The sequence below is a fragment of the Neobacillus sp. genome (assembly GCF_031988165.1).
Classification (GTDB): Bacteria; Bacillota; Bacilli; order Bacillales; family Cytobacillaceae; genus Neobacillus; species Neobacillus rhizosphaerae.
Window position 1 is genome coordinate 1 of sequence record NZ_DALZYO010000028.1, and the last position, 13,389, is coordinate 13,389.

At 41.1% G+C, this 13,389-nt stretch carries 9 protein-coding genes and 1 riboswitch; of the genes, 2 read left to right on the forward strand and 7 right to left on the reverse strand.

Annotated features, from left to right (window positions below):
- Nucleotides 1-501 precede the first annotated feature (501 nt).
- Nucleotides 502-1,359, forward strand: coding sequence for a cytochrome c oxidase assembly protein (locus RTR43_RS16740; RefSeq protein WP_312473368.1), 858 nt, complete (start codon nucleotides 502-504; stop codon nucleotides 1,357-1,359).
- Nucleotides 1,360-1,617: 258 nt separating this feature from the next.
- Nucleotides 1,618-1,812: riboswitch (cobalamin riboswitch) on the reverse strand.
- A 52-nt stretch (nucleotides 1,813-1,864) separates the two neighbouring features.
- Here the strand turns inward: RTR43_RS16740 and RTR43_RS16745 are convergent.
- Nucleotides 1,865-2,044 (reverse strand): DUF3934 family protein, encoded by a 180-nt coding sequence (locus RTR43_RS16745; protein WP_312473369.1) that lies wholly within the window; start codon nucleotides 2,042-2,044, stop codon nucleotides 1,865-1,867.
- Nucleotides 2,045-2,238: 194 nt separating this feature from the next.
- A complete protein-coding gene (locus RTR43_RS16750) occupies nucleotides 2,239-4,431 on the reverse strand; it encodes an alpha-galactosidase (RefSeq protein WP_312473370.1) in 2,193 nt (730 codons plus the stop codon).
- A 185-nt stretch (nucleotides 4,432-4,616) separates the two neighbouring features.
- Here RTR43_RS16750 and RTR43_RS16755 point away from each other — a divergent pair, with 185 nt between their 5' ends.
- The gene (locus tag RTR43_RS16755; protein ID WP_312473371.1) at nucleotides 4,617-5,222 is read left to right on the forward strand and encodes a DedA family protein; all 606 of its coding nucleotides are present in this window, start codon (nucleotides 4,617-4,619) and stop codon (nucleotides 5,220-5,222) included.
- A gap of 94 nt (nucleotides 5,223-5,316) precedes the next feature.
- Here RTR43_RS16755 and RTR43_RS16760 read toward each other — a convergent pair whose 3' ends face one another.
- The 5 genes from RTR43_RS16760 to RTR43_RS16780 all read right to left on the reverse strand — a co-directional run bounded on the left by RTR43_RS16760 (nucleotide 5,317) and on the right by RTR43_RS16780 (nucleotide 13,365).
- Nucleotides 5,317-6,072 (reverse strand): NRDE family protein, encoded by a 756-nt coding sequence (locus RTR43_RS16760; protein ID WP_312473372.1) that lies wholly within the window; start codon nucleotides 6,070-6,072, stop codon nucleotides 5,317-5,319.
- A 233-nt stretch (nucleotides 6,073-6,305) separates the two neighbouring features.
- Complete coding sequence (gene ebgA, locus RTR43_RS16765; RefSeq protein WP_312473373.1) at nucleotides 6,306-9,359, reverse strand: beta-galactosidase subunit alpha; 3,054 nt, start codon at nucleotides 9,357-9,359, stop codon at nucleotides 6,306-6,308.
- Between the two features lie 72 nt (nucleotides 9,360-9,431).
- Nucleotides 9,432-11,135, reverse strand: a complete 1,704-nt coding sequence (locus RTR43_RS16770; protein ID WP_312473374.1) for an amylo-alpha-1,6-glucosidase — start codon at nucleotides 11,133-11,135, stop codon at nucleotides 9,432-9,434.
- A 15-nt stretch (nucleotides 11,136-11,150) separates the two neighbouring features.
- Nucleotides 11,151-12,449 carry an MFS transporter gene (locus RTR43_RS16775; protein ID WP_312473375.1) on the reverse strand — a complete coding sequence of 433 codons (1,299 nt, stop codon included), beginning with the start codon at nucleotides 12,447-12,449 and terminating at the stop codon, nucleotides 11,151-11,153.
- 88 nt (nucleotides 12,450-12,537) lie between these two features.
- Nucleotides 12,538-13,365, reverse strand: coding sequence for a carbohydrate ABC transporter permease (locus RTR43_RS16780; RefSeq protein ID WP_248736115.1), 828 nt, complete (start codon nucleotides 13,363-13,365; stop codon nucleotides 12,538-12,540).
- Nucleotides 13,366-13,389 lie beyond the last annotated feature (24 nt).

Here is a 13,389-nt window from a genome sequence, read left to right on the forward strand (position 1 = left end):
TTGAAACTAATAATTTTTTGTTTGTTGACGTTTTTGTTTGTTTAGTTTTCAAAGAACAAGTTCGTTACCTCTTTTTTCAGAAGCAACTTTATTAATATAGCATTTCAAGTTGTTAATGTCAACAACTTTGTTTTTTACTGCTCATCGCCTTGCTGACGACTTTTCATATATTACTATTATAAATTTACAAAGTCAACAACATTTAAATATTTTTATATATTTTTATATTGGATCATACTTACACATCGGGATTAAGCTTCTATGTTATAGTCAACGACGCTGATTATCAGTGACCAAGCTTTCTGCTTTAATCCTCCCATCCCCCCTAATGAATAAGTACAACTTAAACCAAATAAGATAAAAATAGGATTGTTTAATAAAATAATCCAATACCGATAAATATTTATTCAAATGATTGATTAGTTCCCCTCTCTTTACCCGCAAGAAAACATAATGAAGGAAGTGGATTCGATCACTTCCAACTGATGGGGGTGAAATAACATGGATTACTCTCTTTTATTTGGGTTTGAAGTACTGTGGAATATTCCTATATTAGTAGTTGTTATCCTTGTGGCCATTTTATATATGATATTCATAAAAAGGTATTCAGAATTAACCGTGCTTAATAAGCAGCCGCTTCTCTTTCTCCTCAGTTTAGCCTTACTCATCTTAACAACCGGCAGCCCTTTAGCAACTTTGAGCCATCTATCCTTCAGCTTGCATATGATCCAAATGAGTATTTTATTTTTTATTATTCCTCCTCTATTATTGTTAGGTACGCCTGAATTAGTATTTCAGCGATTCGTAAAAATTACTTTGATTCACAATATGAAAATCCTTTGCTACAGGCCACTGATTTCACTTTGTATTTTCGCCTTATTGTTCTTCATGTATCATATACCATTTATTTTAACGATTTTTTCAGAAAATCCTACCATTCATAACGGATATTTACTGCTACTATTTTTTCTATCATTTAGTATTTGGAGGCCAATCGTCAAACCCATTTCCACTATCCGCGTCCTTAACAAACAAAAAAAACGATATGCTGTCCTAAGCGGAATCCTTCTTATGCCCGCCTGTTTATTTATCATATTACAGGCACTAATAACTGGAGGGAATAATCCTTTTTTAACACAAATAACATCCAGTCTATGTTTACCCGTTCATTCTAGTACATTCACACTTCTTCCGCCCCCATTTAATACCCGACTTGATCAAGCAATCGCAGGAATACTTATGTTAGGCCTTCATAAATTTGCGTTAATACTAGTTTTCCATATTGGAAACAAGTTGGACGAAAGTCATATAAAGGAAATCGGTTTATCGGGACACTCTTTATTTAATAGAAAAAATTGAACCGGAGTAAAGACAGGAGCAGAAAGTGAAAATGCTAATACAAATGTGATGATAATGGTGGATAGTAAATGGAATTTACGTACAATTAATGCCTACTTAATTTTATTACCCCTGTTAAAAAAGGGGAGTTTGATTTTTTATATAAAAAAAGCCTTGATCCTCCATTAAGAAGATCAATGCTTTGTTAATTTTAAATATATGAATTTACAGAAAACACCAATATATGTACACCAACTAAGCTTCGCCTTTTCCCGGAAGGTTCCACAATACATTTTGGCAGGTCTCCTGACTTTTGGGTCATTGCTTCCTTCTGCCTTCCCAAGTTTATAACTCAGTGACATAGATAGAAGGTTGCTCTCCAATTACAGTGGCCGGACCGTTCATGATTCTCACATGATTCCCTTTTCATTTTTTGCAATCGTATGCAAAAAAACCAATATGCAATAGTATTCAATTGTTATAATTTAGCAAAACCCACTAAATGTGATATTTCAAGACTAGGTTGCTACATTTCGGATGTGTCATTTTTATTGTTGCTGGTGGTTTTTGCATTTACAGCATGTTTAACCCCTTTGCTTACATATGGTTTGGCGCTCTTTGCTCTGTTAGCACCTGCTTGCCAACGATTCCAGCCCTTTTTGCCTGTTCCTCTGCCTGTTCCGCTTTTTCCTTTAGCATTACTCATATAAACACTCCATTATTATTGTGAATTTAGATACAAGTCTTGGGTTAGTTTAACACAAATCGTCATGTTTAGTCCTGAAAAGCCGGCAGTCAGAGCCCCACTGCTGTTTCAATCATCCAAAAGTTGGATGTGATCTTTAGCAATATCTATCCAAAAAACCTCCTTTTACGGAGGTTTTGACGTATTCATCAAAATTACTTTTTTAACCTTTGGATTTGAAAAAGATAAGAGGCGAAATCCTTTTTAATCAATGGCAAACTTAAGCCTATTTGCATAAGCTCATCTCCAAAAAAAACCTTATCATCATCGTTTACTCTATACATCTCCCCGGACTTTAGTCCGCGCAATTTTAGCCTAAAAAAGGGTGGATTCGGTGTGGCCAGTGTTTTGTAATAAAACACAACCGCTTTTTCCTGATCTGGATTCACATACATCCACGCTGTATCCATTCCTTCAAATGGGCTTAACAGCCTGAATTGGTCACCAAAACAGACCACATCTTTGATTTGTTGATACTTTTGGATTTGCGTGGCGACTAGTGTTTTCTCCTCACTGCTCAGCTGATCGATTTTTAATTCAAAACCCAAATTTGCCGCCATTGCCACATGGCATCTCATTAAAAGCGGGGTTGTCCTGCCCACCTGGTGGTTCGGCACATCTGAGACATGGGCCCCCATCGTAATGGCTGGGTAAACAAGACTTGTTCCGTATTGAATTTTTAACCTTTCGACCGCATCGGTATCATCACTCGTCCAGGTTTGCGGCATGTAATACAGCATCCCCGGATCAAAACGGCCGCCACCACCCGAGCAGCTTTCAAACAAAATATCTGGAAATCGTTCAGTTAGTTTTTCTAAAATCCGGTATAGGCCAAGCATATAGCGGTGTGCTGTTTCCCTTTGCCTTTCAGGAGACAGCCGGGCCGAACCAACTTCCGTCATATTTCGGTTCATGTCCCATTTCACATACGAAATCGGAGCACTCTTAAAAACCTTCGTTAGGGTTTCAATTAAGTAATTCCCTACATCTTCCCTGCTTAGATCAAGGACTAATTGATTTCTAGACAGCGTCCGCTTGCGTCCCGGCACATGCAGACACCAATCAGGATGGTTACGGTACAATTCACTATCCGGAGAAACCATTTCCGGCTCGACCCACACCCCAAACTGCATCCCTTTTTTCCCAATATAATCAGCTATGCCCTTTAACCCATTAGGCAGTTTTTTCTTATTTACCACCCAATCACCTAATGAGCTTTTATCATTGTCACGACGACCAAACCAGCCATCATCCAAGACGAACAACTCAATTCCTAGTTCTTTTCCGGCCACAGCAATATCCTTTAGATTTTTTTCAGTAAAATGAAAATAGGTAGCTTCCCAACTATTGAAGAGAATCGGACGCGGTTTGTCACGATACACACCACGACAAACCCTGGTTCGAAGTAATTGATGATACGTTCTGGACATCCCACCGAGGCCATCAGAAGAATAGACCATTAAGGCCTCCGGAGTTTGAAACGTTTCTCCCGGCCTTAACAACCAGGTAAAATCAAACGGATTAATCCCGATTGCGAGCCTTGTTGTTTGAAAAGGGTCTACTTCAAGGTCAGCTTGAAAATTCCCGCTGTAAACTAAACTAATTCCATAAACATCGCCATTGTCTTCGTTCGCATTCTTCGAAAGTAAGGCAACAAAAGGATTATGCTGATGGCTGCTTGCCCCCCTAGCTGAAGAAATGGTTTGAATCCCGTGGTGCAAGGGCCGCCGTTCAATATGACGTTCCCGCCCCCATGTTCCCTGTAGATGGAGCCAGTCCCAATCCGATTGGTGGAGATCGACCGACATACTCATACATTTATGTAATTCCACTTCATGACTGCCAAAGTGCTCAATGGAAACAGATCTGGTGATAACATCAAGGTCACGGTAAACCGTATAACTGAGATTCATCCCAACCCCAAGCAGTGAATCAACCAGTGTGATAACTAATGTATCCGCCTCAGAATCATCTTCAACATAGGCGGAAGGCAACCCATTAAGCGGGCGTTTTCCTTGAAAAATCTCATGGGAATCAAAAACAAATTCCGTAATTGTTGAGCCATCTGGGGAACGAAGCTGATAGGCAGGTGATCTGAAATCCCCGTTTCCATACGCCGGATATTCCTGTGGCAATGTATCAAGCGAAAACTTGGGGTCGGTCGGTTCCGTAGACGGAGAAAATGCCCTTCCCTTAAATGCCAGGATAGAAGAAGGCTGTTGCACCCGAACCCGTTTGCCCCAGTATAAGTGCGCAGGATATTTTCCATGGACAATTTGAATGATATAACTCATTCTGCCACTATATAGATGAAATACTTGTTCCTTTTCATTCCATTCAATCGGCACGCAGACTCCCCCCTAAAAACAAAATCATTTAACCTACTATATTCAGTCCAAGGTTAAACAATTCGGTAGGATTAAAAACGGTGTAAGAAATCAAGAAAATATTACATTATTTTTATTTTTTGGTAGAAAATAAAGGCGGTAAGCTGTCTCTGTTGTTAATGTTAATCCTAGGATGTGTTGGTATTATGCAGCATTTGAATCATTTAATTGAACACTATGGCTATTTTGGAATTATCATTTCATTGGTTGGAGGTATTATTGGTCTCCCGATCCCAGATGAGCTTCTGCTAACTTATGTAGGATATAATGTTTTTGATAGTAAAATTTCTTACCTGCCTTCGTTGTTATCTGCAATGATTGGGGCTTGTGGGGGTATTTCCTTAAGTTATATCCTAGGGGTAAAATTAGGACTACCATTTTTAATAAAGTTTGGTCCAAAATTACATATTACGGAAGAAAGAGTGAATAGAACTAGAAAACTGTTTATGAAATTTGGACCTTTTCTCTTATTTATCGGCTTTTTTATTCCCGGAGTTCGGCACATCACCGCCTATCTTGCTGGTATTAATGGCTACTCCTTTCGTAGGTTTGCCCTATTTGCCTATTCAGGGGCGGTAACCTGGTGTTTTACTTTTATTACTCTAGGGAGGGTGCTTGGTGGGAACTGGATGATGGTTGGGACGTATCTTTCTAAATATAGTATGTATTTTATTTTCATCTTCCTGATCGGCTGCCTTATTTTTTATACACAGTGGAGGAAAAAAAGGCTGCTGGGGATGTTCGAAGAATAATAATCAAATGACGAAACTCCTTGATATTCGAGGGGTTTCGTCATTTGACTACATTTTTATTAAACGTTTGATTCTTTTTTCTATGGGATGATGCTCATAGTTTTATCGTATATTTCTGATTATGTACACCATCCTTCGAAAAGACGTGTTCCTCGTATTGGATCTCTCTTTCCGACATTAATAAAACGGTCGAGCTTCTGGTCCCGTAATGCTCACTTTTGATAAACAGCGGTGAGAGCATTCTCTCCCATTCTAATGAAACGCCTGTAATAGGAAGAAGGCTGTCCGAGGCAGGGTCAGAATTTTGGAGCAGCATCAAAAGCTTTTCTACCAAATCCTCCTGTTTTCCGCTTATGATTTGCGATATGCCTTCCCTGCCTATTTTCACTTTTGGCCATTCGGTATTTAACAAATGGTTGCTGACACCATAGATACCTGGCTCAATCTTTTGCAGCACTTGCCCAATATTCGAATAATAAAATAGCTCATTTGCATCGCCCGCAAGTAAGTTATAGCCAGGATAAACCTCATTATTTTCGGCAAGGCTTTGCATATAATCTTTTACATCCTCTTTGTGTTTCAGGGCTTCTGCTACCAACTCTCCGCGAGACCGTTTCCCATCTGTTAACTCTTTGGGATCTCGATAATTAGTCAGCGCAGCGAAACGTCCTGCGGTGGTAACTCCCATCCAAGTGCCCATTTTTTCTAAATCCCGTCCGGCAAGGATTTCAGTATTGTCTTCCCAATAATGTACCGGTGCAGTCGGCCTTTGATAAAATTCATCTCTATTTGCAGCCACGATGAGTTTATATACTGGATGTACTTGATAGGCAAACAATATTAAACACATTGACAATTCACCACCTTTTTTTTAAAAATTATAGCATTAATTCTGCCGGATCAATCCATTAACTTCTCACTTATTTGAAATCTACAAATTGCGGTGAACCTTTGTACACCACGGAACAAGAAAAGAAAAAAGTTGGCAGAACCTAGTTACCTGCCAACTTTTCTTGGTACCTGACACCATTCGCACACCGTCCTCCACAAGCGGACAAATGTCCACGAGTGGTGCCTGACACCTTATTTTTCCCGGCCAAGCTCTACTGCTGTTGTTTTTTCGCTGTTGAATGGCGAAATCCGGAATGATAGGGTAAAGTCTTCGAATTTACAACGGTATTTTTCTAGTTGATCTTGTCCGCAGGAGTTGCTGCCGAGACCATTTTGCTTGTAATCAAGATTTAAGACAATGTAGTCCCGCGGCTTCAAATCAATAGTATGCTTCGCTTGTTCTAGATCACTGACTTCATAGTGTGATGCACTAAAATCAAACGTATCATTGGCGATAAAAATAAGGCCATTCTTATCGTGATCCGTAATGCTGACCCAATCACAATCGGAACGGTTGCCGTTTTCTTGCGGTTTCACATAGTTCGTGAACAAATCATCAACCGTTTTTCTGTATACACCTAAGTGATTCGCTTGTTTAGAATCAACATAGCTTTCTCCGGGGCCTCTGCCGCGCCACTGTGTTTGGTCAAAATCTTTGTTTAATTGTAGGTGTAGACCAAGACGCGGAACCATTACAGGCGCGTTTTCTTTCATGCCTGATGCCACTCCGTCAATCTTACAAACAATATCTCCATCCGGATAGATGCTGTAATGATACTGAAGCTGATAATACCAAGAGCTGTTTGTTGTGCCGTACAATGCATCTGTATGCCATTCAAACACTCCGTCTTTCAACTCGTAGCGAACATCTTCGACAATCTCATGTCCTAAATGCATGAAATATTTTGTTCGATAATCATTAAGTAAGTACATATCATTATCAATCGGCGCGCGCCAGAAATGGAACTGCGGCCCCTTCTCAATTTGAATCTTACCGTTACGGGTTACTTCTTTTATAGCCCCTTTGACACAATCGAAGGTTACTGTAAAATCATTGCCACTAACACTTAACATGGCACCTTCTTTTGTTACTTGCAGATCGCCATCTACATGCACTTTAGGCAATTTCTCTTTACCAGGGAGTACAAAGGAAGCATTCGCTAACTCATGACCTTTTGCTGCCCATGGTGTGTCTTGTTTTAGTGTATAGGAAAACCCGAAATAATAGTTGGCACCACTAACTCTCTCGATATCTTGTCCTATTGGCAGCTGAAGCTCTGTTGTTTCACGTCCCACAAGCTTAGGAAGTTCAACCGTAAAGGACTCCAGTAGTTTGTCATCCTCAAACAATGAACATGTTAACTCTAAATGATCTAATGAGAGGAAATCATAGCGATTTATAAGTCGGAATATCCCCTTCTCTAAATCAATACATTCTGTTTGAACTGGCTCAATAACCTTCTTATATTCAAATAGACTTGGTGACAGCGTACCATCAGGCATGATTAACCCATCGATACAGAAGTTTCCATTCGTAGGATCGTCGCCAAAATCTCCGCCATACCGATAGTACACAGTACCATCCTCCGAAACCGTTTCGATTCCATGATCAAACCATTCCCAAATGAAACCGCCTTGAAGCTTATCATGCTTGTAAAATAAGTCTTGATATTCTTTCAGATTGCCAGGTCCATTTCCCATCGCATGGGCATACTCACAGAGAATATGTGGCTTTTTTGCTTTTTCAATTACTTTATCCATCGTTAACCGGTCGTCATTACGTTCGAGCCATGTATACATCGTGCTGTGCAAATCGGTTACTTCTGCTTCACGATCTCCTTCATAATGAACGAGGCGCGTCGGATCCATTTCCTTCGCTCGTTTGGCCATCGCGCGGAAGTTATGACCAAATGCCGATTCATTTCCAAGCGACCACATGAGAATACATGGATGGTTTTTATCTCGCTCAATCATCCTTTCAAGACGTGAGACATAAGCTGTTTCCCAGGCAGGATCATCACTAATCCAATTATATTTTTCTGTCAGTTCAAAGCCATGACATTCTAAATCCGTTTCATCTATCACATACATCCCATATTGGTCACAAAGATCATAAAGAAAATGAGAGTTTGGATAATGAGCTGTACGGATCGCGTTAATATTGTTTTGCTTCATCGTCTTAATATCGCGCTCAATTTCCGCTTTCGACACCACACGCCCCGTCTTAGGGTTGTAGTCATGACGGTTTACACCCTTCAATTTAATCGCGACTCCATTTACATGAAAGGTGTCACCAGCCATAACGATTGAGCGGAAGCCGACATTCTGTTGAATGACCTCTACAATTTTTCCAGCTTCCATTACTGTCATATAAAGATGATATAAATTTGGCTCTTCTGCACTCCATTTCAATGGTGCGGCTACATATTTGCTAAAAGTTTCGTCTGCCTGTTTTTCCTCGCTAAAAACTCTCTCGCCGTCCGGAGCGACTAATTCATAAACAATCGTTTGACCGTGCTGCTCTGTCAGCTTGACTGAAACGGATAATGTCGCATTCTGATTGTCACTGTCGAGCTCCGTGTTCACGGTATAATCATAGAGGCCAGCGATTGGTCTCGTATAGAGTTCAACATCTCGAAAAATCCCACTTAGCCACCACATATCCTGATCTTCTAAATAGGTGCCGTCCGACCACTGGAACACACGGACAGTTAAGGTGTTTGAACCTTGGCGACATAGGCCTGTAATATCAAATTCAGCTTGAATACGGGCGCCTTTACTATAGCCTGCAAACTCTCCGTTTACATACACTTCATAGGCTGAATCAACACCATTAAAACGAATTATTAATTGTTCGCCATCAAGGTTTCTCTCTAGCTCAAACTCACGGCGATAAATGCCTGTTGGGTTATCCGTTGGTACACGAGGTGGGATAATCGGAAAGTTATACCATAGGTCAGAATAATGCATCTTCCCATAGCCCTGAAGCTGCCAGTTACCGGGAACCGTAATATCATCCCAATCCTTTGTATCTAAATCATCTTGATAAAACCCATCTGGCCAATATTCTGGTGCTTCGAGGAACGTAAATTTCCACGTTCCATTAAGGTTTTTGAAGAAGTGAGCATTGCTCGCTTCTTCCTTTTCTGCCGCCAACCGAGATGGATAGCTGATATAATGAGCACGGGCACTCAAGCGGTTAATTCCATCTGTATGAATATCTTCCCATCTTTTCATTTTTTTCATCGTTCACCCTCGCAATCGTTGATATTTTTTTGTAAGGAGGTAACTTAGAGACTTAGTCGACTGCCCTTGTTTTCAATCGTTTACCTCGCCATCAGCAGCAAGCAGCTTACCAAGAATGAGGAATACACTCGATGTCCAGGTAAATGCCGGGTCACGTAGACCCGCTCCAGTCAGAGCATTATAGTTTTCTGCCATGCCTGATTTCGAGGCCATCGAACAGAATTTACGGGCAACCTCGAGGGCGAATTCCTTTTCGCCTGATTCGAGCAGGCCATCAGTGAGCAGCATGGTGGTTGGTGCCCATATCGGCCCCCGCCAATAGCCATCCTCCCGGTAATATGGGCTGTCCGGGAGTTCCGTTGCCAGGCCATATTCTGTTAAAAAGCCCTTTTGCGTTATACCTTCAACCAATTTCTCTATAATTTCCACTGGCAGCCTGTTTCCGAGAATCAGAGGAACATATAATACTAAACTATCTGATTCGATGACTTCATGGGTGCCGGAACGTTTGGCCACAAATCGCTGGCCAGTCCAAAAATGGTCAATCATTCTCGTTAACAACGCTTGAGATTCCTGCAGCCATTTGTCGGATTCATCGACCTTACCCAGCTTGAGAGCGATTTCCGACAGCACCTCCATTTGCAGTACTAAAAACGAAGCGAGATCCGGGCTTTCAACAGGAGTTCCTTTGTGAAAAATCGTGCTATTATCCCAGCCGCTGTCATTTCCGTGATTGTATTGCGGAATCCCATCATCGTCGCTGTCCTGGAATGTCAGCCACCATTTCGTCCATTTCACCAGCGGCTGATAAACCTCTTGCAATTTATCCACGGTAACAAATTCGTTTTGCTCCCACATACGTCTTAGTGTCCAGCCATGTATAGGAGGTTTCGTGAAGTTCCACAATGCGAACCTGTTATTGATAAAGTCTGGCAACATTCCGGACTCATCCTGCGCATCAAAAAAGATCATAAACTGATCCCAGGCTAGTTCAGGGGATTTTTTTGCAAGCGCAAGAGCATTGAAGCAGTGGTCCCAGCTCCAAATGTTTGTCATCCAGTTTTTCGACATGTACATCGCTGGCCTTGATAGTTTTCCTTCAGGAGAAACAACGCAAGACCAAGTAATATAGGAAGCCAGCTCTTTCCCTCTAGTAAACTCTTTAGGCGTCTCAAGTGTGTGCGCAAGCCACGACTCGTATTCTTTTTTAACGGTTTCATGTCCTTCTGAAAAAGTAGCATAGGAACGGGTTTGGTAAACGGTAGTAAACTCTTCCAATACACATTCCATTTCCGTAAGCTGCGACTCTGGCAGAAAATCAGCAATGATTTTCTCACAGCGCTGTTCATTGAAAGGAGCATCCATTTCAATCCGCCCTTTTACAGCCGTAAGCATATAGCGCATTTCCTGAAGCGAATGATTGACTTCCCAGCGATTCTCTTCTACAGGGACAGCGTAATCATAAGCACCGGTAATACCCGTCAGCCTTACCCCTACTCCTTGACTTCTTATTTGTAAAACACGAGCTTCTGCTATACAAAATTCTGCAAACCCTTCTTCAGCTTCAAGCCGGAGGATGCTCGGATTTAATACCGAATTATAGGGGAGAGATGTCCCCTCACTAATAAGATCAATCCGGAACACTGCACCAAAATCGTTATCCCCGTTCCGGATGTTCCGGATGTAAAGCGCCCCATCGCCGTCCTTTTGATGATTGAGTGAAATCGTAATAAAAGAACCGGAACGACTGAAGGGGATTTTTTTTATATCAAACATATGATCACTTCTCTTTCAACATTCATTTGTTATCTCACCTTGACTACTCGTTCGAAATTCCTGATCGGTTTCGAAAAATTTCGGTCTGATTACATTGGCAAAATACACATATCCGAGGAGGAGGAGCAAGCCTGCCAGCAAAAATGGAAGCGTATAGTTTTTACCAGCTAAGATCGCACCAATCATGAAGGCTGCTAATGCAGAACCAATGCTGCGGAACACCGCTCTCGTCCCGGCATACAAATCGCGTTCTTCATCCTTGAACGAGGACATCGACAAGCTGTCAACCAGATTTGTCAGCATCGTAAAAACCCCGCCTCTTATGAGTAAAAGGCCCGAAAAGAAAAAGGCTGGAAGGTTCAGAAATAAAATAAAACAGAGAATCATATTTACCAAGTAAATGTAGAAAAACGTCTTTTTCGTGCCGAAACGGTCTATCAGTGCCGGCGAAATGACGGAACCAATAAACAGGGCCAGGCCATTTAAAGCCAGCAGGATTGACACAGCCTCATTCGAGAAATCAAAGCGAAACTTGATATATAAATTTAAATAAGGCTGCAAGCAGGATACCGCTCCGCCTGTAATTAGGGCGAATACCGCAAAAAACAGTAATTTTTGCGACAGTTTACGGGATAGCTTGCCTTTTGTTTGAGAAAGCTCCTTCCGTTCTGGTCTAGTTCCCTCTTTCTGTTCCCTATCCGTCTGACGTAAAGTTTCCCTCCGCTTCTCAGACGGCAGCAGGCCTCCCCTTGCACATGCTAATAATAGAAATAAAAACGACGTGGCAATTAATGTGTTGTGGTAGCCCCTCCCAGAAAGCTCAATCCAATTTGGCAAAAAACCCCCAAGCAATGTTCCCGCACCGGTAAAGGCAGTAAACACGGCGAATAAAAAGCTGTACGCCTGAGTTTCTTCCCTCTTTGAACGGCTATAATGGAACAACAGCTGTATTTCCGTCGTTTCCACGAGGGTCAGACCAATAGATACGATAAATTGAGCCAAAAAAAAGAACACAAAGCTTTCCGCAAACGCAAAAACGCTGCATCCAATGGCAATGCTCGCGATCCCTGAAACCAGCAGCTTTTTTCGACCGGCTTTTTTAGCCAAGATACTCACAGGTATCGCAAAAATCCCCATTACTAAAATCCCCATTGATGTGATAAGGCCAATTTGCTTTTCGGAAATACCCATTTCAATAAAATGAAGATTCAAGATCAAGGTAAACATTCCAATGCTCAGCCCGTACAGTGCTTCAGTGGCCAAAAAACGCTTCACACCTGACGGCAAAGATAAAAATTGTAATGACTGTATCATAGAGTGTTTCAACCTTTCAAAAAGATGCGGGTTTTAATCCTCAACATAAAACTAAATGGATGAACCTAAATTCACCCATTCGATATGATTATTTCAAACCTGTTGTTTGCACACCTTCGACAATTTTCTTTTGTGCCAAGAAGAACAATATAAGAGGAACAATACTAATTAAGAAAGTTACGGCCATAATCCCATTCGTATCTACATCATGAACACCTTTGAATTGTGCCAAACCGAGGGTCAACGTATATTTACTTTGGTCATTTAAGAAAATCAATGGTCCTAAATAGTCATTCCAACTTCCTAATATATTGAATACGGCAATTAAAACAATGACTGGCCACACCAATGGTAAATAGATCTTATAATATATTTGGAACACATTCGCTCCGTCTATTCTTGCCGCTTCATCCAGTTCTTTCGGAATCGACATGATGAATTGACGCAATAAGAAGATATAAAAGGCGGAACCGAACCATGAAGGAACGATTAATGCCTTCAACGTATTAATCCAGCCAAATAAATTAAATTCCATATATTGTGGAATCATTGTTACATCCCACGGGATCATCATTGTCGCTAGCAAAATAATAAATAGGAAATCACGCCCTTTAAATTTAAACCGGGCAAACCCATATGCAACGAGAGTAGAGGAAATAATTTGTCCAATTGTCGTAAGCGCCGTTACGATCAAACTATTAACTAAGAAAAGATTAAATGGCTGACTGTTCCAAGCCTTTGAAAAGTTTTCGAAATGCCATTTGGAAGGAAAAAGTTTTGGTGGAAATTGACTAAGCTCTTCTGGCCCTTTTAGTGATGTCATAACCATCCAAAAAAATGGCAAGAGAAATAAAAGCGATAGGGCAATTAACAAGCCATACACAAAACTTTTTTGTAACCTCTTTTTACCTTTCATTCGGTGGGCACCTCCATTTCTCTT